Raw genomic sequence first — 26,046 nt, forward strand, 5'->3', positions numbered from 1 at the left:
AAAAACGCCCCGAAGGGCGTTTTAAGGCTTATGAATAATTAAGATTCTAATAAAAGATCAGCTTCTTCTTCATCTTCAACTTGAGCAGTATTAGTACCTGTTGTTAACAGTTGTTCACGGATATTACGTTCAATCTCTCCAGCCATTTGAGGGTTCTCTTCAAAGTGGCGAATAACATTGTTCTTACCTTGACCAATTTTATTACCTTGATATGAATACCAAGCACCTGCTTTTTGTACGATATCTTGCTGTACAGCTAAATCTACAAGTTCGCCTAGCTGGTTTGTACCTTTACCATAGAGAATTTGGAAAAGAGCCTCTCTGAAAGGAGGAGCCATTTTGTTTTTAACAACTTTAACTCGAGTTTCAGAGCCGACGATTTCATCGCCTTCTTTTACTTGCCCAATACGGCGAATATCTAAACGTACAGAAGCGTAGAACTTCAACGCGTTACCACCAGTCGTGGTTTCAGGGCTACCAAACATTACCCCAATCTTCATACGAATCTGGTTAATGAAAATAACCATACAGTTTGAGCGTTTAGCATTACCAGTAATTTTACGCAGTGCCTGACTCATTAAGCGAGCTTGTAAGCCCATATGAGAGTCACCCATCTCACCTTCAATTTCTGCTTTAGGGGTAAGAGCAGCGACTGAGTCGACAACAATCATATCAATTGCGCCAGAACGAACTAGCATATCCGCAATTTCGAGAGCTTGTTCACCGTTATCAGGCTGCGATACAAGCAAGTTATCAATGTCTACACCGAGTTTACGCGCATATTGTGGATCTAATGCATGCTCTGCATCGATAAATGCACAAGTACCGCCAGCTTTTTGACATTGTGCAATCGCTTGTAGAGTCATTGTGGTTTTACCAGAAGATTCTGGACCATAAATCTCGACAATACGGCCTTTTGGTAAACCGCCAATCCCCAATGCAATATCTAAAGTCAAAGAGCCTGTAGATACAGCTTCAACAGCTTGAACAGTGTTGTCACCGAGACGCATCACCGTATTTTTGCCAAATTGTTTCTCAATTTGACTTAGCGCGGCTTGTAATGCTTTGCTTTTATTCTCATCCATCTCAAAAACCTCAATACTCTATGTTCATCACGTTTAACCCAAGTGGATGCATTGAATCTCAACTTGTTTCACTAGGTTAATAGTGACAGATTTTTTCTATAGCTTCTATGTGTTGTATGTGTGTGTGCGACACAACTCGACGTTTTTATTCATCATCGTATGACCAATTTTGATCATTCTCCTGTTTAAACCGAATAATTTGTCGACGATCCTTTTTACCAGGTCTATGGTCAGGTCGAGCTAGATTATGCAATTTTCGTTGGGATGCAATCAACTCCCGTCTAGCAATACTCACTTCGGTTTCTTCATAAAGTTGCTGTGCAACTGGCGCTGGGCCACGTGTATTAGAAAGCGCTTTTATCACAACAGTTTTTTTATCAAACCCTTGCTGAATAATAAGCTCCATTCCCACTCGGATTTCTTTGGAAACTTTTACACGTTCATTATTGTGATGTACCTTACCTCCTTCGATTGCTGCTTTAGCAATTGAACGAGTTTTAAAAAAACGAGCAACCCATAGCCATTTGTCAACACGCATGGTCTCTACAGCATCGTTTTCACGCAATTTTGACATCATTATCCTTTCTATCAATTTGATTCAAAATAGACAGCAATTCTGTAAGTCGATCTAGAGCTTTATATTCTAAATCTTGATGCTGTCTTATATCCTTTAGACTTGAGGGCTGTGAGATAGTAAACAAGTGTTTAATACCAAATTTCTCTGCCGTTTTTAACACGGGAGTCGTATCGTCAATAAAAATTGTTTCATCTGAATTGAAGGGGTGTAGTCGCTGGAGTTCTTTCCAAAAATTAATATCTTCTTTTGCATACCCTATTTGTTCGCTTGATATGATTACATCAAAAAAATGTTCGATTGCAATATTATCGAGTTTTAAACGTAAACTGGCGCGATCAGCATTGGTAACTAACCAACAAGAATATCCTTGCTCTTTGAGTTGCTGTAGAAGCTCAAAACATCCTGAACGTGCTTGAATTTTACATTGAAATTCTTGTTGTAATTTGAGTACATCAACGCCTACTGTTTTAGTCCAATAGGTTGATGAATACCAAACAAGAGTGTGCCGATGTGATTGATAAAACTGATATAGCTTTTTTTTGCTCTCGGCGAGTGGAAGTTGATGTATTTGTGCATGTCTCATGGGGAGACATTCATTCCAAATGAAGTCATCGAAGGCAAGATCTAATAGTGTTCCATCCATATCAAACATGACAATCTTAGACATGATTCAAAAATCTCCAAAGACTTTCAAAGCACAGTTTTTTATTTAATATATTCATATAACCCTTAAAAAATAATAATTTATGAGTGTTTTGTGGCATTCAAAGAAATTCAAAATTCAACAAAGTAATTCATGCAACAAAAATTAATGTGTACATAATATTATAGCTGGCATGGACAGTAGTTAGTCTAGAATTGTACCGCGTAATTTTGCATAAAAAAAAGAGTAATGGAATGGTTTTGATGAGAAAAGATTTTTCTTTTAGTTAAAGTAAAAAGGAATGGATTGGATTTTATAAATTAGATATTTAAATCGTGCTGTACGTTTATGTGAACCATATTAATGATCGTTATTTTTGCTTACATACGATACTTTTTGATAAACAATATATAAATTGAAGAATACTCAATTAGCGCTATATTGAAAATTATCCTAATAAGAATTTAGAGAAGGCAATGAAAATTGGATTTATTGGAGGAGCCAATGATGGCATAGTCATTAATGCTGCTGATGGCCTCGATACTTATAAATTGGAATGGCACTATAAAGCTGAGAAACACTGTGAAACTCAAATAAATGAAGGTGAGTGGCAGCCTAATTTAGGACTTAATGGTCCTGAATATGATTACTATAATTTATTAATCTTAAGAAAAAATAAAGAGGCTAAACTCTTCTATGTGCTCACCAGTATGGAGAAGGAAGAAATAGCAACTAAAATCAATGAATATTGGGAGTATTCAACCTCTGTTGGTTATGATTTTGATGACTAGGTATTTCTTTCACAAGATATTTCATAAAGAACATGTGCTCTTAATTCGTGATGGAGGGGGACTTTGGGGTGATCAAAGTTTTTAACTTTTTGCATTCCTATGCGCTCCATTACAGCTTGAGATGGTTTATTAAGAGTAGCTGTGAACGAAACGATTTTATCTAAATTAAGTACATTAAAAGCATAGTCTAAAACTGCTTTTGCTCCTTCGGTAGCATAACCTTGTTTCCAGAATTCTTTTGCAAGTCTCCAACCAATTTCGACACATGGAGAAAAATCAAATTGCTCAGGTTGGTTGTGTAAACCAATAAACCCGATAAATTGATGGCTTTCTTTTAACTCTACTGCCCAAAAGCCCCAACCATTTTCATCAATGAGAAGTGAAATCTTCTGGATTAAGTTAAGACTTTCTTGAGGTGTTAGAAGGCTTGGGAAAAATTGCATGATATCTTGATCTAGGCCCATTTTGATAAAAGGTTCAAAGTCACTTTCTTTCCATTGTCTTAGGATTAGACGCTCAGTTTCAATCATAGAATAACTCTTTAATAAACGATAACTTTTTCATAAGAAGGTTAAAGCGGTTTCTGCACAATCTTTTGTAAAATGATTTTGGAATTAATACTGACGACACCTTTAATTTTGTTTAAGGTATTAATGACAAAATGGGAAAACGAATTTAAATCTTTAGTCGCAACGTGCAAAACATAATTAGATTCGCCTGTAATAATATAAGCATTAATGACTTCATCAAAATTTTTGATCTGACTTAAAAAAAAGTTGTGATCGTTTTCGGTTAATTGTGCAAGTTTAATTTCAACAATTGCCTCAATTTTTATGCCTAATTTTTCATAATTGACTTTTGCCTGATATTTTTCGATTACTCCATTTGTCTCTAAAATTTTAACGCGTCGATGACAAGCCGATGCTGAAAGATTAACGAGATCGGCAAGTTCTTGATTACTTAACCGAGCGTTATCTTGCAAATGCTTTAAGATTTTTAGATCGATTGCATCTACATTCATTTTAGAATTTCATCCGGATTTTTTAATTGTATTTAGAATTTTATACGAAAATTAAAGATTTTAATCAAATATTATCGAATAAATCATAAGAATTGCCATGATAAAATTCTAAAACAAAGGAAATGTTGAAATAGGTGAAATAACAAATGATTACTCATGAACAGTGTCTCTATTGGGATCAGGAAGATGAACTCAAAAAATTTAAAGAGGAATTTGCGCTTCCAAAAGAAGTGATTTATTTAGATGGTAATTCTTTAGGTGCGAGACCGAAGAAATCATTAGATGTCGCTCAGCATATTATTTCCCAAGAATGGGGAGAGGACTTAATTAATAGCTGGAACAAAGCAGATTGGTGGGGTTTACCTACTCGACTGGGCGATAAAGTAGCTAAACTTGTTGGTGCAGAGCAGGGTGAAGTTGTTATTTCTGACTCTACTACTCTGAACTTATTTAAAGTTTTATCAGCTGCGGTAAAAATTCAAGCCGAGAAATTTCCAGAACGTAAAATTATTGTGGCAGAAAAAGATGCTTTCCCAACAGATATTTACATTATTGAGGGTTTCATTGATTTAATTCACCAAGGTTATCAAGTTGAATTGATTGATGGTGTAGATGATTTATCACGCGTATTAGAAAAGCATGTAGCAGTAGTTGTACTTTCTCACGTGAATTATCGGACCGGATATTTCTATGATATGGCATCTATTAATCAACAAATTCACTCTAAAGATGCTTTGATTATTTGGGATTTATGCCACTCAGTTGGTGCCGTTCCTATGGATCTAAACCAGAGTAATAGTGATTTTGCGATTGGATGTACTTATAAATATTTAAATGGTGGCCCAGGTTCTCCTGCTTTGTTATGGGTAAATCAAAAGCATCGTGACCAGTTTTGGCAACCTTTATCGGGTTGGTGGAGTCACAAGAAGCCATTCGATATGGCACAGCATTATGAGCCGGCCAATAGTATCCGTCGTTACCTATGTGGAACTCAGCCCATCATTTCTATGAGTTTGATTGAATGTGGTGTCGATATTTTCTTGCAAGTGGATATGCAACAAATACGCGAGAAATCTCTTAAATTAACTGATTTGTTTATTCAACTCGTCCATCAGGAATGTGCACAGTTTGGTTTTGAACTTATTACACCTTTAAATCATCAATATCGTGGTAGCCATGTGAGTTATCGCCACGAATATGGCTATGAAATTATTCAGGCACTCATTACTCGAGGCGTGATCGGTGATTACCGAGAGCCAGAAGTATTACGTTTTGGAATTACTCCCCTATACCTAGGTTTCGAAGATGTTTGGAATGCTGTACAGCATCTTAAGCAGATTATGTTGAATAACGAATGGAAAAATGAGCGTTATTTGGTTAGAGGCGAAGTGACCTGATATTCAGGAATTAAAATCAGCAAAAGGCTAGGAGGGCCTATGAGTAGCTTTGATGAAATACAAAATAGAGAAGCGGGCTTACATAAGAAATTATCCGCAAAACAAATGGGAATGATTGCAATTGGTGGAGCGATTGGGACAGGATTGTTTATGGGAAGCAAGTTTGCAATCAGCTTTGCTGGCCCAGCTGTCATTGTAAGCTATGCGATTGGTGGCTTAATTGCATTTGCTATCATGGCTTGTTTAGCTGAAATGACAGTTCAGCATCCCACTTCAGGTTCCTTTGGAGCCTATGCAGAACATTATATTAGTCCACTTGCCGGGTTTTTAGTCCGTTATTGCTATTGGGCATGCATTGTATTAGCCGTGGGCACAGAAATCACAGCAGTTGCTGACTATATGAAATTATGGTTCCCACATGTTGGTTCTTGGATCTGGATTGCTTTTTTTTCAATGACCTTGCTGGTAGTAAATGCATATAGTGTTAAGGCTTTTGGATTGGTTGAATATTGGTTTTCGACCATTAAAGTTTTTGCCATTATTGTATTTATTCTTTTGTCTATTGGCATCTTGACTCAAAGTCATGAAGGTACAGGGCAAGTTATTTCCAATTTAACTGAGCATGGTGGCTTTTTTCCCCATGGCTTTAGTGGAGTCTGGATTGGGGTCATTATTTCAATATTTAGCTATTTAAGTATCGAAATGATTGCTGTTGCGGCAGGTGAAGCTAAAGATCCAGAACAAGCTGTTAAAACAGCCTTTAAAAGTACGGCTATTCGGTTAATTCTGTTTTACTTATTGTCTTTATTTTTAATTGTAGCACTTGTTCCTTGGACGGATTTAATTGGTACTGAGGCGACTAGTCCTTTTGTAATGGTAATGAAGATTGTAGGTATTCCATATGCAGACAGTATTTTAAATTTCATTGTAATTGTCGCAGCTCTATCGGCTATGAACAGTATGCTCTATATCTCAACACGTATGTTGTTTAGCTTGTCACGAGCTGGTGACGCACCGAAACTCTTTGGGCGCATTAGTAGCAATGGTGTACCCGTTAACGCGCTGCTCTTGTCTGCTGTTGGTATTGGTATTGCGAGCATTGTTTATACGATTAATCCTGCGTCAGCTTTCCCGATCATGATTGCTCTATCCATGTTTGGGGCGTTATTTACGTGGGGTAGCATCTTTGTTACCCACATGTTTTTTAGAAGAAATATGGCGCAACAAGGTTTACAGTTAAAGTTTAAAGTTCCTGCTAGTCGGTTAATTTCTGTGTTGGGATTAATTGCAATTTTAAGTATTACCGTTACGACTTGGTTTACTAACGAATTTAAGTCAACTTTACAATTTGGTGTTCCTCTAATTATCGTTCTTACATTTTTCTACTATTTAAAACGCTCATCAGCCAAGCTCTCTTTAAGTGCTCATGAAGAATCATTAAAGTGAGAAAAGCATGAGACCATATGATAATGCGACTACTGTGGCTAATGAGGATGAGATGCTGACTGACTTTCAGCTAAGAAGCTTGGTGAGCTATCAAAAATATAGACATATCAGAGATATTCAATATGGTGTTCATCCCAGATCAACTTTGGATTTATTTCCTGTAGAACAGGCGAATAAAACCATTATTTTTATCCATGGTGGATATTGGCAGTGGTGTGAGAAATCAGATTTTGCATTTATCGTGCCTCATGTTTTAGCGCAAGATGTCCAATGTATTTTGTTGGAATATGATTTGGCACCACAGAGTAAAATTGCAGATATTGTGGCGCAAGTTCATCAAGCTCTCGATTTCATTGCAGAGCAAGAGTGGATAACTGATGAGGTTGTGTTGGTTGGCCACTCAGCTGGAGCACATCTTGGCGCATTAGTTGTAAGCCATCCGCTCATATCTGAGATGGCCTTATTAAGTGGAATTTATGATTTAGAGCCAATACAAAAGACTCATTTAAATCATGCGCTGAATTTGACAAAAGAAGATATTTTGAAATATAGCCCAATTCATCATAAAGAGCAGATTGACACCCCATGCACAATTTTATGTGGAGAACTTGAACTCGAAGAATTGAAATGGCAAAGCCAAAATTATTTTGAAAGTAAAAAAGATCAAGAACAGAGGTTGATATCTTTTAAGCTTATTCCTCACATTAATCACTATACGATTTTAGAGTATTATTTTAGGCATATATTAAGTTAAGTATTTGAAAAATAATATATGCAATATTGTTTTATAAAATTCTTAACCTAAGCCGATCATAAGATGAATGTGAGATAAATCACAACTTATCCTGATTTTTACAGAAAGTGTGAGTTGTTCTTGACCTGAATATAGAACTTAATTAGATTAAAAAGATAGTGCTTTCTCACTAAGCGACAAATTGCTTAGCTGTTGTTTAGATGAGTTTTGAAGTCCGTAGCTTCCCAAGATACGGACTTTTTTATTTTTTAATTATAAGTAAAATATTATAATTATTTTGGATGATATTTAATTCTATTAAAAACTATTTTAAATTTTATCCAATTCTTTAATATTTGATGAGTGTTATAAATATAATTTAAAAAACATCTTCATCAATTTGTAATATCTCTTGGTTAAAGTAAAAGCAGAAAAACAAAAAGAGAAAAATATAACGAATAATTAAATAATAGGTAGTGTTCTTATGTGGATAGATTGAGTCGGCTCTATGGGTTGGCTTTTTTATTTAAAAAGGAGCCTTTATGAAAGTACAATATTTTGAGGGTGGGATGTATGTACATATGTGTCCGGCTTGTGGGCATCTCCACTATATTCCGGTAGAGCATCCCTTTTCTAATGGGAGTCAGTGGTTCTTTAATGGTAGTCTTGAAAAACCAACATTTAATCCGAGCATAAGTATTATTGGGCGTTGTTATTATTTTATAGAAGAAGGTTTTATTGAATACTCTCTTAATTGTAAACATCATTTAGCGGGACAGAAATTGGAGTTGCCTGAACTAAAAATCAAGAATAATTTATAATTAAATAATATATTTATAATTTTTTTGAAGTAATATTTTTTTACGTATTTGATACTGAACCTTTATAGTTAAAAAAATTGTAAACCTCTTCTGGTTGCTGATTTATTTAAAGTCTGAAATAATTTTTATAAATAATTGTTTTATTATATTTTTATGGATATCTGGAAATTTTTGCGAAGTTTTAATACAGTTGGTACCTATCTTGCACTTTCTACTTTTATATTATTGGTAATGATTATATATTTTTATATTATAAATCCTTCTTGAAGTTTTATACTCAAGAATAATAATTAATCTTTAAACCCAAACCTATAATTCTCTGATTTTTAGAATTGGTTCACATTTTTGATCTAAAAAAGATACTAGCGTTGTACAAAACAAAGTTTTATGAAAATATGATTTAGTTTTGATGTAGGGAGAGGCCATTCAAAATTTCTTACCAAAAATGTTTTAATTCTTAAATATAACGACAGTACAAATCATAACAACGATGTATGAATAAAAGATATGGAGATTTTTCATGAAGTTTTGCCAAGTATCGGCTGCTTTCTTAACATTGGCCGCCGTCAATCTAGTCCATGCAGCACCAAACACAACCAGTTCTTTACTAGATTCTTCTCAAGCAAAGGGAATTATTAAAAACCAATATATTGTTATTCTCAATAAAGATGCTGGTCCATCTATAGATTTCGCTCAGAATATTGCTAAGCAACATGGCGCTAAGGTCTTACAGTCGTATGACACTGTACTTAAGGGTTTCGCAATTTATTTACCCGATACAGCGGCTACTGCTTTTGTCGAAGCAATGAAAAAAAATCCGCAAGTACTATCTGTAGAAAACGATATAGTCATGAAAATTGATGCCACTACTCAGAGTAATCCGGATTGGGGACTAGATCGTATTGACCAAAAAGCTTTACCTTTAAATTCTGCTTATTCATATTTACAGACGGGTTCTGGTACGACAGCTTATATTGTTGATACAGGTATATTGTCTAGCCATCAACAATTTTCTGGGCGGGTATTAAGCGGGTATACCGCAATATCGGATGGAAATGGTACAACTGACTGTAATGGGCATGGTACACATGTCGCAGGAACGGTTGGCGGAAGTACTTATGGTGTTGCTAAGAATGTAAATTTGGTTCCAATCCGGATTTTAGGATGTGATGGCTCTGGTGCATCTAGTAATGTGATTGCTGGTTTAGATTGGATATTAAAAAATGGTAAAAAACCGGCTGTTGTGAATATGTCATTAGGTGGGGATGCGAGTACCTCTTTAGATAGTGCAGTTGAAAATTTATTTGATAATGGTTATGTAATGGTCGTGGCTGCTGGAAACTCAAATACTGATGCTTGCAGTGCCTCACCAGCAAGAGTAAGTAAAGCACTTACAGTTGCTGCTACAGATAATACTGATACGCGAGCCAGCTATTCTAATTATGGAAGCTGTGTTGACATCTTTGCACCCGGAAGCCAAATTAATTCTTCTTGGATAGGAAGTAATACGGCTACTAAAGTTCTAAATGGAACATCGATGGCTACGCCACATGTTGCAGGTGTCGTTGCTGAAATGCTGCAAAGCACACCCACTGCGACACCACAAACCATCTCTACTAATCTTTTAAATCAAGCAAGTAGTAATGTGGTAAAAAATCCATCTGGTAGTCCAAATCGTTTGTTGTATAAATCTCCTTAATAAAAAATTTAATCTGTAGATCGTAAAAGGTCCCGAAGGACCTTTTTTAAATTTTAGCGTGAGTACCATATTTATCAATCATGATGGAACTGGCTTCATTTAAACCACGTACAGTAACTTTTATGCCATTTTTTTGAAATTTATTGATGGCCGAATCAAGCATTGCTACTGAAGTTACATCCCAAATATGTGAGTGTGTAAGATCTATAATGACTTCTTTTATATCTTCCTTAAAGTTAAACCCTTGCATGAACTTTTCAGAAGAACTAAAAAATATTTGTCCTCTTAAATCATACACACGCGTTTCACCTTCAAAGAATGTATTTACATGAATATCATTTTCAAGTTTATTGGCTAAGAACAACGCGGAAAGTAAAACACCGGTTAATACGCCTAGTGCTAGGTTATGGGTAGCCACAACAACAATGACAGTTGCAATCATAACAACATTGCTACTTTTAGGATTCGCTTTAAAGTGAATCAGCGATTTCCATTCAAAAGTACTGATTGACACCATAATCATGACAGCAACAAGAGCTGCCATAGGAATTACTTTTAGCCAATCACTTAAAAATACAACTAAAATCAGTAAAAATATGCCTGCACAAAATGTAGATAAGCGTGTGCGACCACCAGATTTTACATTAATCATGGATTGACCAATCATGGCACAACCGGCCATTCCTCCCATAAAACCTGAGGCAATATTGGCAATCCCTTGACCTTTACACTCTTGGAACTTATCGCTTGGAGTATCTGTCATTTCATCAACAATTGTTGCTGTCATCATTGACTCAAGTAAACCAACAGCAGCAAGGGCTAATGAATAGGGAAGAATAATAAGCAGTGTTTCTAAATTAAAAGGAATATCTGGAATTAAAAATATAGGTAAGGTATCTGGTAATGATCCCATGTCACCCACTGTTCGAACATCAATACCTAGAAAAATGGCGAGTAGTGTAACGACGACAATACAAATAAGAGGGGAAGGAAAAAACTTTCCAATTTTGGGGACATAAGGGAATAGGTAAATAATTGCTAAACCAATTGCTACCAATAAATAGACATGCCACGTCACGTTTACCAATTCTGGCAGTTGAGCCATAAAAATGAGTATGGCGAGGGCATTAACAAACCCAATAACGACTGATTTAGAAACAAAACGCATGAGTTTGGCGAGTTTGAAATATCCAGCTAAGATCTGTATGGCGCCAGTTAAAACAGTTGCTGCAAATAGGTATTGAAGTCCATGGTCCTTTACCAGTGTAGTCATGACTAGAGCCATGGCACCCGTAGCTGCCGAAATCATAGCGGGACGACCGCCTACAAATGAAATAATGACTGCAATACAAAAAGATGCATATAACCCAACTTTCGGGTCTACACCAGCAATAATTGAAAATGCAATTGCTTCAGGAATTAAAGCAAGACCAACAACAAGACCAGAAAGAATATCTGCACGGACATTAGAGAACCATTGTTCTCGGACATTCGTTAACATGAGGGGGATAGCCTATAGTTCTAAATTTTGAAAAGGCTAGTGATGTGATATATCAACACAAGCGACTACACCACATCACTAAACAGTGATGAGTTATTTACAATGAATAAGAGTAAATAAACTTAAGGTGGCGTAAGTGTCATGGGGATAGCGAATTTGAGGCTTCTAAAAGTGGCCGAAGAATAGCATAAGTTTTTAAGGTTGACTAACCTGAGCTTAGGAAGTTTGCATAGCAAAAACCTTATAATTGAATGCTTTTCATCATTGGGTCTATGAAATTTTTTAAGAAAGGATACTGATCTGCATTCATGGTTAATAGCGATATTGTGCTAACTTTAGAAGACCATTTCAAAAAACATTAAGATATAAAATTAATTGAGCATGTATAAAAATAGATCAAAATTAGCTTTAAGTTACTCATCTTAAAAAGACTTTGTAAGAGTGTTTATCCATTTTTAATAGCTACTTTTATGCAACAGAGCCTTTCAGAAATTTAGATTTTAATAGGTTCGTTATTCATCATAATACAAATCATATAGAGAACTCGTACAAACCCTTTATTAACGGTTTAAAAATTCTCGGAAAATTTTGACAATTTATAAGGTGGACATATGAATAAACATTTATTGGCTAAAATTACTTTATTAGGTGCTGCTCAGCTACTTACGCTCAATTCAGCATTTGCTGATGTCCCTCTTACTCCATCTCAATTTGCTAAAGCGAAAACAGAAAGCTTTGACAAGAAAGTTCTTCTATCTAATTTAAATAAGCCACATGCTTTGTTGTGGGGACCTGATAATCAAATTTGGTTAACGGAGCGGGCAACAGGTAAGATTCTAAGAGTGAATCCAGAGTCGGGCAGTGTAAAAACAGTTTTTCAGGTTCCTGAGATTGTAAATGATGCTGATGGACAAAACGGTTTATTGGGTTTTGCCTTTCATCCTGACTTTAAAAATAATCCTTATATCTATGTTTCAGGTACTTTTAAAAATCCGAAATCTACAGATAAAGAATTACCGAATCAAACTATTATTCGTCGATATACCTATAACAAAGCAACAGATACTCTTGATAAACCAGTAGATTTATTAGCAGGATTACCTTCATCGAAAGACCATCAGTCGGGTCGCCTTGTGATTGGTCCAGACCAAAAAATTTACTATACGATTGGTGATCAGGGGCGTAACCAGCTTGCTTATTTATTCTTACCAAATCAGGCACAACATACGCCGACTCAACAGGAACTGAGCGGCAAAGACTATCATACCTATATGGGTAAAGTATTACGCTTAAATCTGGATGGAAGTATTCCAAAAGATAATCCAAGCTTTAACGGCGTAATTAGTCATATTTATACGCTCGGTCATCGTAATCCACAGGGCTTAGCATTCACTCCAAATGGTAAACTGTTGCAATCTGAACAAGGTCCAAACTCTGATGATGAAATTAACCTCATTGTCAAAGGTGGTAACTATGGCTGGCCAAATGTAGCGGGTTATAAAGATGACAGCGGTTATGCTTATGCAAATTATTCGGCAGCAACCAATAAGTCACAAATTAAAGATTTAGGGCAAAATGGAGTAAAAGTAGCGGCAGGTGTACCTGTGATGAAAGAGTCTGAATGGACTGGTAAAAACTTTGTACCGCCGTTAAAAACTTTATATACCGTCCAAGATACCTATAACTATAATGACCCAACCTGTGGGGATATGACCTACATTTGCTGGCCAACGGTTGCACCGTCATCTGCTTATGTCTATAAGGGAGACAAAAAAGCAATCTCTGGTTGGGAAAATACCTTATTGGTTCCATCTTTAAAGCGTGGTGTTATTTTCCGTATTAAGCTAGATCCAACTTACAGTGCTACTTATGATGATGCTGTGCCGATGTTTAAGAGCACTAACCGTTATCGTGACGTGATTGCAAGTCCAGATGGGAATGTTTTATATGTATTGACTGATACTTCCGGAAATGTCCAAAAAGATGATGGTTCTGTAACGAATACATTAGAAAACCCAGGATCTCTGATTAGATTTACATATAAAGCTCAGTAAAACAGGCTATTAAAAAACCGATCTACATAAGATCGGTTTTTTTGAGCTTCAGAAAAACTATTCGGTTACGACTAATACCGGTAAATGAATTTCTCCTAAAAGAGCTTGAGTCACACTTCCTAAGAAGAACTTTTTAAACCCTTTTCGACCATGAGAACCAATGACTAACAAGTCTGCTTTGAGTTCGGTTGCTGCTTTAATAATTTCTGTGTGGATTGTTTGACCCTCAACAATTTTTGTCTCAACATAAATTCCATGTTGGCTAAATTGTTCTTTCGCTTGGTCTAAAATACCCTGAATCGATGCTCTAGCTTTATTAAAATAATCCTGTGCTAATTCTGTACTATCAATGAATTCTACAGAAATGAAAGGATCTATAGTAAGCGCATATACTAGAGTCACTTTACTACCAAAGGCCTTAGCAAGTGCTGCTGCATGATTGACAGCAATGAGTGAAGTAGGAGAACCATCGACTGGAACCAAGATATGGTGATAACTCATATATTGCTCCTTATTGTCCTATGACAATGTATGGTGTTAAAACACCGACTTATTATCTTTGTGCTTATATTATGAACAATTTTTAAAAAGTTATTGTTTATTTTTAGTATGAATAGAGGCGAGAAAGTTTATTAAAGATTTTATCTTAAAGCATTGTAATGACTTTCTAGGTAGGGTTGATTCTGTTTGAGAATTGAAATGACTTGATTAGCGTCTATAGCGGACTCAAACAAGAATCCTTGACCTATACTATATCCAAATTGTCGAAGTAGTTCTTCTTGTTCTGGAGTTTCAATCCCTTCGGCGATGAGCCCCAGTGATAAATTTGGAGCGAGTAAACCAATGGCTTGGACAATCGCATAAATTGATGGGTCATGTTGCATCTTTTGTATAAAACTACAATCTACTTTTAAGCTGTCAATTGGATAATCGCGAATATGGGTGAGCGATGAAAAACCAGTACCAAAGTCGTCTAGTGCAATACTTACGCCATGCTGCTTTAATTTATTAAGTGCTCGGATCACATATTCTGAACCTCGATCGCCAAGCATATGTTCGGTGACTTCTATTTCAATATAATGTGTCGGTATTTGAAATTGATTGATCTTTTTCAAAAGTTTTTCAGCATAGTTGTCTCTTAAGAACTCAACTGGGGCAGCATTGAGCGAAACAGGAAGAGGTTTAATACCAAGATCTATCCATTTGGCGATGTCACGTAAAACTTGATGTTGCATAGTTTCACCGATCTTACTCGCTAAATTATAATCTTTAAAAGCCTCTGCAATTTGTGCAGGGTAACCTCTTTGAGCTGAAGTAGTATGCCATCGTAATAGAGCTTCAAAACCTACAACACGATGAGTTCTTAAATCTACTTTGGGTTGGTAGTAGGGCTGGATGGTATGATGGCGAATAAGCTGGCGTGCTAAATTAAGTTGAGATGCGACTGTTTCGGTCATTTGCATCATGCAGGGATCGTACATGCGAATACCACCACGACCACGCGCTTTTAAGTCATGCAAGGCCATATCTGCGCAACTTAGTAAACCTGACTGGTCTACGGCATCTTGAGGATAAATTGCACAACCAATACTCATACCACCATTTAGCACATTACCTAAATAGGTAATAGGTTGATTTAACTGCTGAAGCAAAATGGCTGCTAGGTCACGTACATCATTTTCAGATTTGAGGTTATTAATAATAACTGCAAACTCATCTCCACCCAGTCGTGCAACAAAACATCTTTCATCATCAACACAATGACTAAACCGTTTGGATAAAACTTTTAAAAGATGATCGCCTGCGCTATGCCCTAAAGTGTCATTAATATGCTTAAAATGATCAAGATCAATTAATAGTAAACCTACGCTTGTTTGGCTATCTTTTGAATATGCAAGGGTACGTTTAAGTTGAAATTTAAATGAGCGCCGATTACATAATCCAGTTAGGTCATCTCTTTCACTCATATTTCTAAGCTGATTTTCTGTCAAATGCTGTTGAGTAACGTTACGTGATACACAAAGTATTTGTCCGATTTCACCATTTTCTCGATGAATCGGGGTCAGCATATTATCCCAATATTCGGGGTCCTGATCTGGTAAACAGCTCATTCCAGCAAATCTGGCAACTTTGCCTTGAAGTGCTTTTTTTAAAGCGACGCGTCCACGTTTACGAATATGAGGTGGTAAAAGCTCAAGCCATTTCATTCCAAATTCTGTTTCATCAACAGGAACGCCTAAAGCGAGGCATCCTGATTTATTCATATGAGAAACTGTGCCATCAACATTTAATACTTTAATGCAGTCAACACTGATGTCTAACATTTGATTTTGTATTTCAATATTCTTTTGCAAGTTTTGTTGTTCTTGAATATCGTGATCAATATCTAAAAAGCTGACATACCATTCACTGGCTAAAGAAGAGCCGCGATATTTGGATGCCTGAATAGAAAGTTTGCACCATCTATATTGATTGCCACTTTGTAAAAGTCGGCATTTTAATTCTATTCTTTTTTGCAGGCGAATTGCTTCGAGCCATCTATTTTTGACTTCGTCTAAATCGACAGGAGATATAAAATCTAACCATTGCTGAGGTAATGGAGAAAAAGTATCCTGCCAATATTCTGTACACTCTACATTGCAATATAATATCAAGCCATTTTCATCACTTACCCATGTTGGTAGTGGAATTTGCTCAACAATAAAATGCTTTTGGGTGTTGTTCGACATTGAAGTCATAACATGCCTAGAAAGATTGTATGGGGTTAATCTATTTATAAGTCATTATTGTAATCTTTCTGTAGTAATCAAAACAGCAATAAATAAATTTAAACTGTCTTTTTTTTGAACTAAAATTGAGGTGTTAAATATATTATATACTTAATATTTAATTTATGTTTTTGTTATTTATTGATTTTTATCTGTGTTAAGTTAAAAAAAAGATTTATGCTTATTTTTGTAAAAAACTTATTAAAACAGAAACTTATAATTGTCTTTAGATACTTATCTTAATAAAATTAATGAAAATAAATTATAAAATGATGAGAAGTAAATTGTGATGGTTAAAATTTTAATAACTCAAATTTTAACCATAATATATAAAGAGGGGCAGGTTTAAAAAAGTCTAGATAAATACAATAACCACCATTAAGTTTACAAAAGTAATATAAAATAAAGGCTTATATTATCGTAAAATTCTTTTTATCAAGAAGGATATATATTTCCTTTTTGTGCATTTTATAGCCTACATTTTCCCCAAGATGTAGGTTTTTTTTATTCCTAATTTTTGATTTTATAATTTCAAACTATTAAAAATAAAAAAAGCCAAATGGCTTTTTTATACAGTTTCAGGTTTTTTCAACTCTTGTTGAATGTAAAGATTCATATAGTATTGTTCAATATAATCATCTGCATAGTTGTTTGCTAAGGTTTTGGTTGCCACTTGTTCATGTTTTAAATAGCAGTTTAATTCGAGGTCTTTTTCAAGTACCCACCATTGACGGTTAATACGGCGCACTTGAAACTTGTCACTTTTGTATTTTCTTTTAGCCATTTTCAAAAATTTGCTATTCAGTTATTGAAAGAGAATTTCTACTGGAGTTAAGAGCTCAAGTCAACAGATGTGAAGTTAATTGATTATTTTATGTAGGGTATTGTTTCTATCAATGCTTAAACGAGGCATTAAAATAGAAAAAGCTCTCCTGACAGAGAGCTTAGTTCTTACTGACGAGTAAAACATCTATTCCATTTTTAACGAGAAAGATTTTTTAAAAGTAATTTTAAACTTTCCATCATTTTTTCTAATTGCAATGGGGTGATACCTTCGAATGATTGCTCGAGTACTACGCTGGTTAGATCATTAATCTTATTGATCATTTCAGTACCTTTTTCTGTAAGTACCACGCGGGTGATTCGACCATCGGTCTGACAAGAATAAGTTTCAACTAAACCTTCATCTTTTAAACGATAGACAATTTTAGTCGTCGTCGACATTTTTGAAATAATCATGTCTGAAAGTTCAGAAACACTCGCATGAGGCTTACTACTTAAAGCCAACATAATGCGTCTACGTGAGTTATCTAAACCATATTTTTTTAAAGCATTATCAATATTTTGTACATACTGAGCATGTACTTGAGTAATCCAATAATATGGAAAATCTTCAAGAGTAAAAGATTCTGTTGTAGGTAAAAAACGCGCATACTTCTTTGTCATTGACTTTTCCCCATACCTTGGTGGATCGCATTTCTGGTGAACTATCTTTAATAGTTGAAAAATATAGTTTCATCAAGCAAGTTATAGCAGGACTTTACTTGCTGAGCAAAATTTATATAGCTAAATTTAACAATGACATGGTTTAGTTACCTTTGTTTTGATAAACATCCCTATACTTTGCACAAACTACAAATACTTTTCTTCTATAGTCAAAGTTTGTTGAAAGTTAATGTGACTTGATAAGTCATAGTCATTAATTCCTTAAAATCTTTGAACAGATATACAAGATTGCATCTAGGCTTGCTTGATCGTTAATTAAACGATATTGGCTTGCAAACGCATCGTAGAAAAAAAATTATGATTTGACCGTGGCATTGAACGAGATAGTTTTTGTCTCTAAAGTCATAACTATGAAAAATCAAGATATTTAAATATAAAATATTTATTAATATCAATATCTTAACTTGTTTTTTTGTTGATGAAATTTACCATACATTTAACATGAATCATCTATTATTTAGCAAAATAAAATGGGTTTGTTTAGTAACTTATTAATTTTTTTATATAAAATTAAAAAACTAGTTGAATGATTAGCGTTATAAATTTAGTTTTTTTGTCTATAAATTATATTTTAATAACTATTACTTAAGAAATTGCTTAATTGTTAGGCTGATGAATTGTATTTCAATTGTTATTTTTTGTTTCATTTATTATAGTTCGCATTCCAATAATTACTGATAAATCTTTTGGTTTCATGATGAAAAAATTATTACTTACTTCTTTGATTGCTTTAACTTTGGGAATAAATGGTTGTGCAACTATTGTTTCAGGTTCTTCGCAAACACTGACTTTTACTAGTGTACCTGAGTCTGCAACAATTGAGATTAAAAATCGTAAAGGTGTGAAAATCCATACTGGGCAAACACCAGCAACAGTAAGTTTGAAAAAGGGGGCAGGCTATTTCAAACCTGAAAGTTATCAGGTAACTTTTAATAAAGCTGGTTATCAAAGCAAAACCGTAGAAGTTACCGGAACATTGAGTGGTTGGTATTTTGGTAATATTCTTTTTGGTGGTTTAATCGGGATTTTAATTGTAGATCCTGCAACAGGTGCTATGTTTAAATTAGCTCCAAAAGATATAAATACAGTTTTAGAATCTCAGAATTTATCTGCTAAATCGCAAAAAGAACCAACTTTAACTGTTATGTTAGCAGAAGAAGTACCTGCACAGATTATGGCAAGAGCTACTCAGATTAAGTGATATAAGCGCTATTAAAACAGATTGTTGAATAGTATTTAATTTTAAAAAAGGGAGAATTAATATTCTCCCTTTTTTATTATGCAGTGGTCACAATTTTTTCTTCTACTTTTTTCTTAACGATTGCATAGCTTATTCCTGTAACCATACTACCAGCAGCAATTGCAGCAAGGTAGAGCCAAGCATGATTAATTGCATTGGGAATTAAAAGAACAAATACACCACCATGAGGAGTAACTAATTCGCAATGGAATAATGCAACAAGTGCTCCAGTCACAGCACCACCTAAAATACAAGTCGGAATAACGCGCATTGGGTCTTTAGCTGCAAAGGGAATAGCACCCTCGGAAATAAAACATAACCCTAATACGAAAGCAGCTTTTCCGGCATCTTTCTCTCCTGTACTAAATTTATTTTTAGCCACGAAAGTCGCAATAGCCATACCAATAGCAGGGACCATACCACCCGCCATTGTTGCTGCCATAGGCATATAGGTATTTGTTGTCAGTAATCCGACAGTAAAAGCGTAGGCTGCCTTATTGATTGGGCCACCTAAATCGATACACATCATGCTTGCTAATATAATTCCCATTAACACGGCATTTGTTGTACCCATATTATTTAGGAAGTCTTTCATGAGCTCGAAAATATGTGCTACAGGCTGTCCAACCACATAGAACATAATAAGGCCAACAAATAGTGTACCTAATAAGGGAATAATCAAAATCGGTTTAAGTGCTTCTAGACTAGTAGGAAGTTTGAGTTTTTTTGCAATAAAAAGTGCGATATAGCCCGCAAGGAAACCTGAAACGATGCCGCCTAGAAAGCCTGCTTGTAATTGAGAGGCGAGTAAGCCGCCGATTAAGCCAGGTGCGAGGCCAGGGCGATCAGCAATGGAATAGGCAATATAACCTGATAACATCGGGACCATGAGCATAAATGCAGCGGCCCCAATTTGTTTTAATATGGCCGGTAAACTTCCGGCTTGCTCAGCAGCATTTAAGCCAAAGCATAGGGATAGGGCAATTAGAAGGCCACCAGCCACCACCATAGGTAACATATAAGAAACACCTGTTAAGAGATGTTTATATACGCCAACTTTTTCGGTTTTATCCTTGTTTTCTGATGATGTTTGTTGCTTACCTTGATCTAAAACTTGTGCATTACTAATCGCTTCAGCAAAGGCTTTATCTGTTTGCTTTAATGCAAAACCAGTACCGCATCGGTAAACACGCTTGCCCACAAAACGGTCTGTATTAACTTCAATGTCAGTAGCAAGAATCACGATGTCCGCTTCAGCAATAGCTTGAGCTGATAAAATATTTTTTGCACCAACGGAACCTTGTGTTTCTACTTCAATATCATAACCAAGTTTTTCTGCACCTTGTTGTAATGCTTCAGCAGCCATAAAGGTATGGGCAACACCTGTAGGGCATGCAGTGATTGCAACAAATTTAGTTGCTTTATTTGGCGATGGCGTATTATCACTCTGCCAATCTTGAGCTGGCTTTAAATTATCTAAGCCAGCTTGAAAAGCTGAATGAGCATCATTTTTGATTTCTTCAATGCTAATTAAAGATAAAGGGTGTGTACCAAAAATATTAAGATTTTTCGGACGTTGTCCAATAACAATCACTTGATCAAAGTTTTGATTTTCTTCGAATTCATCGAGCGAAATTATGTTATTTTCGTAACCCCGTTGGGATGCTACCTGTGCAAGCTTTCGAGCTAAAATCAAAGCATTGACTTGCTGTTGCGGACTATTAATGACAAATAATAAATGTTTAGCAGTTGGCATCAGATTCGCTCAATGAATTGATTGTAGTTTGGGCTTTTAATTGGTTTAGCATTTCAGCATTTGGAATACGAAAGCCAATTTGTGTTACAGCATGGCTCGCAATTGCCGTAGCCGTTTTCAATGTTTCTTCGGCAGAGAAGTTATTTATTAAGCCGTGAATCATGCCAGCTAAAAGAGAGTCACCCGCACCAACGGTACTTTTAACGATCACTTTAGGGGCTTGGGCATGTAGTGGATGTGTTTCATGTAGCCAGTTTACACCGTCTTCACCCATCGAAATAACGACATGCTCAATTTTAGCTAAGTTTTTAAAAAGCTTTTTTTGCTCGACATAGGTCGTGGCAGGAAGCTGATAGCTTTCTACTAACTCATCGGTGTTTGGTTTAATCATCCATGGTTGGCATTCAATTGCAGCGACTAACGCTTTACCACTTGTATCAAGAGCAACTTTTTTACCCTGTTTTTGAATGAGCTTAATTAGCTTTTGAAACTCATCAATACCAAAACCTTGCGGAAGGCTACCAGCAATAGCAACGACTTCTATTTGTGGCAAAATCATTTCGATTTTTTGGAATAGGTCCTTTTTATCTAGTTCAGATACTAAAAATCCTTTTCCATTTAAATCGGTCATACGGCCGGAATGTTCAGCAATTTTTATATTTTGGCGCGTTTCACCCTGAATATAAATAAATTCAGATTGAAATTGAACTTGCTCAAAATGTGTATCAAAAATCTGTCGATTACTAGTTCCTAGAAAACCGGACACAATAACATCATGTCCTAAATCTTTTAAAACTTGTGCAACATTAAGCCCTTTTCCAGCAGCATGAATCTCTACAGATTCTTGGCGATTTACTTCACCTATCTGCAACTCATTGAGTTGTATCGTGACATCAATTGCAGGATTTAAAGTAATTGTTAAAATTTTAGCCATTACCATTCCTAATCTTTACAGTTCTTGTTCGGATAACTGACGTACAGCAGGGGCGCTATCACATTCAAGTGCACGCTGTGCAAGTATTTGAGCTTGGCTGTAGTTTAGTGTACGAATCTGTGCTTTTACCAAGGCAATACTATTCGGTGACATACTGAGTTCATCTACACCTAATCCCATAAGAATAGGTACAGCTTTGGGATCAGCTGCTAGTTCACCGCAGATTCCTACCCATTTGCCATGTTTGTGTGCAGCTTTTACTGTTTGATCAATCAATTGCAAAATACTTGGATGAAGACCATCTGCTTCAGCAGAGAGGATAGGATGGCCACGGTCAATCGCTAAGGTATATTGAGTTAAGTCATTTGTTCCAATACTGAAGAAGTCCACTTCTTGCGCAAGAATAGGAGCAAGTAATGCGGCAGAAGGAACTTCTATCATAATGCCAACTTGTAAGTTCGCACATGTATATGCAGCTTTTACTTCATCAAGAATTGCTTTAGCAGCACGCCATTCTTCTACACGGCCAATCATTGGGAACATGATTCTTAAAGGGCGATCATCTGCGGCTTTAAGCAAAGCAGTAAGCTGTTGACGTAATAGCTCAGGTCGTCTTAAGGTTAAGCGAATGCCTCTTAGTCCTAAAAACGGATTTTCTTCTTCTGCAATTGGTAGGTAAGGCAGAGGTTTATCGCCTCCTACATCTAAAGTGCGTACTACGAGAGGACGACCAGCAAGTGCATCTAAGACAACCCGATAATCTGCTTCTTGGGCTGCCTCATTTGGTGCGCTGCTATGAGCCATAAAAACAAGCTCTGTTCTAAGCAGGCCAATTGCTTCCGCGCCACATTCTACTGCGTGGGCTGTGGCTTGAACTTTTCCTAAATTGGCTGCAATTTCGATTTGATGTTGATCTAGAGTAATCGCAGGTTCTTGGCAGTGGCGTTCAGCCTCTTCACGAATTTTTTGTTGAAGCTCACGTTCTTGTTTTGCGTGTTCGATTTGTTGAGCAGTTGGATCTAAAACGAAAGCTCCCGTGTCTCCATTAATTAGAAGAGAGCTTTTCTGCTCAATGTCCAATACTTGATCCCCAGCACCAACAATGGCAGGAATACCTAAAGCACGCGCAACAATAGCACTATGGGCACTAGCACCGCCAACAGCTGTTAAAATACCAGCAACACGATCTTTATTAAGGCGAGCCACATCACTTGGTCCCACATCATACATAATTAGGATATAAGGCTCTTTAGGTTCTTCGATGATAACTTCACCACAGAGTTGAGCCAAAACTCGATCACCAATATCACGTAAGTCTGTAGCACGCTCAGCCAGTAAACGGTCTGGTAAAGCCGCTTGCTCTTTAGCTGCTGCTTCAATATGTTCATGCCAAGCAGCAGGGGCAGAAAGGTTTAAGTTAATCTTTTGATAAACACCATTAATGAGATCGGGGTCATCAAGCATTTCTAAATGTGCTTGGAATATTTGCTTAATTTCAGTAGCTTCAGATTTCGCAATAACTTGGTGAATATTGTTTTTAACTGCATGAAGAGCAATATCAAGTTTCTCTTTCTCAGCTTTAACACTTAAACCCATACGTTCATATTGATAAACTTTAGGTTTAATGACATGTACTGGGCCAAAAGCTAAACCACTAGAAGCTGGAATACCTGTATTTGTACTCAATGTTTTTGGTAGTGATGTTACTGTTTGAGGTAGTTGGTCTTCTTTGGTATCTGAAGAGAGTAGCGGTTCAATTTCTTCCCCTAAGCCTTGTTGTACTGCCAAAATCACTTTATCTAAAGCTTCTACTGCATCTGTTCCCGGTTCTGCAATGAAACGTAAAGTTTGACCTCGTTTACATCCTAAAGCCAATAAGCGAGTCAAACTCTTAGCTGAAACAAAACTACCTTCATCTACTGCGACTTGAATATCGCCTTGAAAAGTTTTTGTTAAGTTCACTAAATGAGTCGCGGGTCTGGCATGTAATCCATGTGCATTGGCCAATACAACTGAGCGGTTTGGCCAATCGGGAATCACTTCCGCACCAATAATTTTAGCAATTTCATTTGGTGCTTGGGTTTGATCTAATTGAGCAACTTGTTCTGGATTAAATAAAATATCAATCAGCCGATTAAATCTTTGGCTATCTAACTGATCATTTGCAGCAACACAGACTAAAGTATTTAGTTTCTGCCCGTTTACATCTAAAGGATGACGTGGTTTTACAATACTAATAGCTGGTTGTTGAACAAACTGATTACTAGAAACAGACCAGATCTGGTCTTGCAACTGAATGACTTGCTCTGGATCTAGAGAACTTAAGAAACCGCATTTTACGAAATTCTGTTTTTTAAGTACTTGAGTTGCTGCCCAAAACAAATCTTCAATATCTTGAGCTTCAATTTCAGTTTGAATTAAATTTTCATGTAGTGTTAAAGATAATGGTTGAGCTTGTAATAGTTCAATAATTTGCTCAGGTTGTGATGCATTTTTTACTTGTTCACTTACATCGTGCATTAACGCTCTAGTTAATATTTGTAATACTTGTAAATGTTCATCGGATTTTGCTGCAATAACAACAGCTAAATAAATCGTATTTTCCCCATCCCATATTATTCCTTCTGGAAAATGGGCTAAACGAATACCAGTTTTTAAAATAAATTCTCGTGACTGAGGAGTCCCATGTGGGATTGCAATTCCCTGGCCTAAATAGGTCGCACTTTGCTGCTCACGATTGATAAGTCCTGTTATATAGTCAGGAGTAACCAACCCATCTTTCACTAATATATCTACTAGACACTGTAATGCATGTTGTTTATCAACAGCATGTTGATTCATATGAATATGTTGAGGCTCTAGTGCTAGCATAATTATCCTTGAACAATTTCTTTGGCTTTAGCTAAAACAGAAAAAAAGAAGCTGTTTGTATTAAAATAGGTTAGTTTAACCGTTTTTAAACAACAGCTTCAGATAAATTACCATAGCAGAACTTTAAAGCTATATCGACGTATTTACGTAAAAAAATGCTCGTTTTTAATACAAAGAAGTGAATGTCGAATATATTTTACTTTCTTGTGATAACTATAAATTTAATAAGATTATTTTATAAAAGAGAAGGGCGTTTTAATAATAAAAAAAACCTCTAAACCGGATTACTGGTATAGAGGCAAAAAGTAAATGATGAATTGAAAATTAGTATTGAATTTCTTGCTCTAAAAGAGGCCAGATCTTTTGATGTGATTTTTTAAACATTAACATGTGTCCGATTGATTTATATCCGAGTTTTAGAGGGTTTAGTTCTAGCATTTTAGTAGATGCATTAGGATATAAACTTAATAATTCTTCAACGTTCTGTTGAGTGGCAATTTCATCGTCACTTGCCCAAATCGAAGTAATCGGGCAAATAATTTCAGTATGAAAATCCTGAAAGACAGTTTTACCTATGGCATTTTTTACATAGCCTGGGTTGCTACAAAACTCTCTCCATTGTTGAGCAACTTTTTTAGGCAAGTTTTCACCCATCCCAATAAATTGAGTAGCGCCATAACCTTTTAAAGTACTAGAAATTGGAAAGATAACCTTAAACATGACAGGTGCCAGAAACTTGGTTTTACCTTTAAGACCTTTTACGTTGCCAGTAGAACCTGCTATCGCAACAACTTTTGCTACTTTGCGAAAATTAGGCACAATTCCTAACAGTTGCCCACCAGCACTATGGCCAAGAAGAGTAACTTGTTCTGCTTGTGTTTTTTCTAATAAAGCATCAATTGCACAAGGAATATCAAGCGTTCCCCAATCATTAATACTTGCTTCACTTTGCTTTAAAGGTCCATGCAATGAGTCTCCAATTCCACGGAAATCAAAACTTAATACTTCATAACCTTGTTGGCTTAACCATGTAGCAAAAGAATGATAAAAATTTTTGGTAATACCAGTAGCTGGGCAAATCAAAACAGGATTTGCCGATTTTTTTGATTGAGCTGGATAAAATTGTGCAGCAAGTTGATAACCATCTTCGCAGGTTATCCAAAATGATTCAAAAGTGTTATCCATAATATTAAGTAATGATTA

Annotated in this window: 23 protein-coding genes; 9 read left to right on the forward strand and 14 right to left on the reverse strand. The window is 35.9% G+C overall.

Translation table 11 applies throughout. The features are described from left to right. Positions 1 to 38: 38 nt before the first annotated feature. The 3 genes from recA to RMB13_RS06460 form a co-directional block, all read right to left on the reverse strand. Complete coding sequence (gene recA / locus RMB13_RS06450) at positions 39 to 1,085, reverse strand: recombinase RecA (RefSeq protein ID WP_005040004.1); 1,047 nt, start codon at positions 1,083 to 1,085, stop codon at positions 39 to 41. Positions 1,086 to 1,230: 145 nt separating this feature from the next. Beyond that, the gene (locus RMB13_RS06455; RefSeq protein WP_005040006.1) at positions 1,231 to 1,659 is read right to left on the reverse strand and encodes an RNA-binding S4 domain-containing protein; all 429 of its coding nucleotides are present in this window, start codon (positions 1,657 to 1,659) and stop codon (positions 1,231 to 1,233) included. Then, positions 1,643 to 2,329 (reverse strand): HAD-IA family hydrolase, encoded by a 687-nt coding sequence (locus tag RMB13_RS06460; RefSeq protein WP_005040008.1) that lies wholly within the window; start codon positions 2,327 to 2,329, stop codon positions 1,643 to 1,645. The genes RMB13_RS06455 and RMB13_RS06460 overlap by 17 nt, the downstream gene beginning before the upstream one ends. 452 nt (positions 2,330 to 2,781) lie before the next feature. On the opposite strand from RMB13_RS06460, the gene RMB13_RS06465 reads away from it, so the two are divergent. Continuing rightward, the gene (locus RMB13_RS06465; RefSeq protein WP_005040011.1) at positions 2,782 to 3,096 is read left to right on the forward strand and encodes a hypothetical protein; all 315 of its coding nucleotides are present in this window, start codon (positions 2,782 to 2,784) and stop codon (positions 3,094 to 3,096) included. Here the strand turns inward: RMB13_RS06465 and RMB13_RS06470 are convergent. Together RMB13_RS06470 and gigD are read right to left on the reverse strand one after the other, a co-directional pair. Further along, positions 3,093 to 3,626, reverse strand: coding sequence for a GNAT family N-acetyltransferase (locus RMB13_RS06470; RefSeq protein WP_005040013.1), 534 nt, complete (start codon positions 3,624 to 3,626; stop codon positions 3,093 to 3,095). The genes RMB13_RS06465 and RMB13_RS06470 overlap by 4 nt on opposite strands. A 41-nt stretch (positions 3,627 to 3,667) precedes the next feature. Next, a complete protein-coding gene (gene gigD / locus RMB13_RS06475; RefSeq protein ID WP_005040015.1) occupies positions 3,668 to 4,117 on the reverse strand; it encodes an Lrp/AsnC family transcriptional regulator GigD in 450 nt (149 codons plus the stop codon). 146 nt (positions 4,118 to 4,263) lie between these two features. On the opposite strand from gigD, the gene kynU reads away from it, so the two are divergent. The 6 genes from kynU (at position 4,264) to RMB13_RS06505 (ending at position 10,213) form a co-directional block, all read left to right on the forward strand. After that, positions 4,264 to 5,514 carry a kynureninase gene (gene kynU / locus RMB13_RS06480; RefSeq protein ID WP_005040017.1) on the forward strand — a complete coding sequence of 417 codons (1,251 nt, stop codon included), beginning with the start codon at positions 4,264 to 4,266 and terminating at the stop codon, positions 5,512 to 5,514. Between the two features lie 39 nt (positions 5,515 to 5,553). Further along, on the forward strand, positions 5,554 to 6,960 hold the full coding sequence (locus RMB13_RS06485; protein ID WP_005040019.1) for an amino acid permease: 1,407 nt from the start codon (positions 5,554 to 5,556) through the stop codon (positions 6,958 to 6,960). Positions 6,961 to 6,967: 7 nt separating this feature from the next. Further along, a complete protein-coding gene (locus RMB13_RS06490; RefSeq protein ID WP_311084728.1) occupies positions 6,968 to 7,714 on the forward strand; it encodes an alpha/beta hydrolase in 747 nt (248 codons plus the stop codon). Positions 7,715 to 8,235: 521 nt separating this feature from the next. Beyond that, a complete protein-coding gene (locus tag RMB13_RS06495; protein WP_056480589.1) occupies positions 8,236 to 8,514 on the forward strand; it encodes a DUF6527 family protein in 279 nt (92 codons plus the stop codon). 153 nt (positions 8,515 to 8,667) lie between these two features. Then, positions 8,668 to 8,781, forward strand: a complete 114-nt coding sequence (locus tag RMB13_RS06500; RefSeq protein ID WP_227558541.1) for a hypothetical protein — start codon at positions 8,668 to 8,670, stop codon at positions 8,779 to 8,781. Between the two features lie 253 nt (positions 8,782 to 9,034). Then, entirely contained in the window at positions 9,035 to 10,213 is a 1,179-nt protein-coding gene (locus tag RMB13_RS06505; RefSeq protein ID WP_311084729.1) for a S8 family peptidase, read from the forward strand. 46 nt (positions 10,214 to 10,259) lie between these two features. On the opposite strand, the gene RMB13_RS06510 is transcribed toward RMB13_RS06505, so the two are convergent. Further along, complete coding sequence (locus RMB13_RS06510) at positions 10,260 to 11,714, reverse strand: SulP family inorganic anion transporter (RefSeq protein WP_311084730.1); 1,455 nt, start codon at positions 11,712 to 11,714, stop codon at positions 10,260 to 10,262. A 611-nt stretch (positions 11,715 to 12,325) separates the two neighbouring features. Between RMB13_RS06510 and RMB13_RS06515 the strand changes: the two genes are divergently transcribed. Continuing rightward, entirely contained in the window at positions 12,326 to 13,768 is a 1,443-nt protein-coding gene (locus RMB13_RS06515) for a glucose/sorbosone family PQQ-dependent dehydrogenase (protein ID WP_311084731.1), read from the forward strand. A gap of 57 nt (positions 13,769 to 13,825) precedes the next feature. Here the strand turns inward: RMB13_RS06515 and RMB13_RS06520 are convergent, their stop codons facing one another. The 4 genes from RMB13_RS06520 to RMB13_RS06535 all read right to left on the reverse strand — a co-directional run bounded on the left by RMB13_RS06520 (position 13,826) and on the right by RMB13_RS06535 (position 17,982). Then, positions 13,826 to 14,269 (reverse strand): universal stress protein, encoded by a 444-nt coding sequence (locus tag RMB13_RS06520; protein WP_005040033.1) that lies wholly within the window; start codon positions 14,267 to 14,269, stop codon positions 13,826 to 13,828. Positions 14,270 to 14,409: 140 nt separating this feature from the next. Further along, positions 14,410 to 16,506, reverse strand: coding sequence for an EAL domain-containing protein (locus RMB13_RS06525; protein WP_311084732.1), 2,097 nt, complete (start codon positions 16,504 to 16,506; stop codon positions 14,410 to 14,412). A 598-nt stretch (positions 16,507 to 17,104) separates the two neighbouring features. Beyond that, the gene (locus RMB13_RS06530) at positions 17,105 to 17,320 is read right to left on the reverse strand and encodes a hypothetical protein (protein WP_311084733.1); all 216 of its coding nucleotides are present in this window, start codon (positions 17,318 to 17,320) and stop codon (positions 17,105 to 17,107) included. Positions 17,321 to 17,517: 197 nt separating this feature from the next. Then, on the reverse strand, positions 17,518 to 17,982 hold the full coding sequence (locus tag RMB13_RS06535) for a MarR family winged helix-turn-helix transcriptional regulator (protein WP_002121027.1): 465 nt from the start codon (positions 17,980 to 17,982) through the stop codon (positions 17,518 to 17,520). Between the two features lie 757 nt (positions 17,983 to 18,739). Between RMB13_RS06535 and RMB13_RS06540 the strand changes: the two genes are divergently transcribed. Further along, positions 18,740 to 19,243 carry a hypothetical protein gene (locus tag RMB13_RS06540; protein WP_311084734.1) on the forward strand — a complete coding sequence of 168 codons (504 nt, stop codon included), beginning with the start codon at positions 18,740 to 18,742 and terminating at the stop codon, positions 19,241 to 19,243. A gap of 76 nt (positions 19,244 to 19,319) precedes the next feature. Here the strand turns inward: RMB13_RS06540 and RMB13_RS06545 are convergent, their stop codons facing one another. The 4 genes from RMB13_RS06545 to RMB13_RS06560 form a co-directional block, all read right to left on the reverse strand. Continuing rightward, positions 19,320 to 21,038: a fructose-specific PTS transporter subunit EIIC gene (locus tag RMB13_RS06545; RefSeq protein ID WP_311084735.1), complete on the reverse strand. Its 1,719-nt coding sequence runs from the start codon at positions 21,036 to 21,038 to the stop codon at positions 19,320 to 19,322. Beyond that, complete coding sequence (gene pfkB / locus RMB13_RS06550; protein WP_311084736.1) at positions 21,025 to 21,972, reverse strand: 1-phosphofructokinase; 948 nt, start codon at positions 21,970 to 21,972, stop codon at positions 21,025 to 21,027. The genes RMB13_RS06545 and pfkB overlap by 14 nt, the downstream gene beginning before the upstream one ends. 15 nt (positions 21,973 to 21,987) lie before the next feature. After that, the gene (gene ptsP, locus RMB13_RS06555; protein WP_311084737.1) at positions 21,988 to 24,843 is read right to left on the reverse strand and encodes a phosphoenolpyruvate--protein phosphotransferase; all 2,856 of its coding nucleotides are present in this window, start codon (positions 24,841 to 24,843) and stop codon (positions 21,988 to 21,990) included. A gap of 324 nt (positions 24,844 to 25,167) precedes the next feature. Continuing rightward, entirely contained in the window at positions 25,168 to 26,028 is an 861-nt protein-coding gene (locus RMB13_RS06560; protein WP_311084738.1) for an alpha/beta fold hydrolase, read from the reverse strand. Positions 26,029 to 26,046: the final 18 nt, after the last annotated feature.

Origin of the sequence: Acinetobacter sp. V102_4 (assembly GCF_031799005.1) — a bacterium.
Taxonomy (GTDB): domain Bacteria; phylum Pseudomonadota; class Gammaproteobacteria; order Pseudomonadales; family Moraxellaceae; genus Acinetobacter; species Acinetobacter calcoaceticus.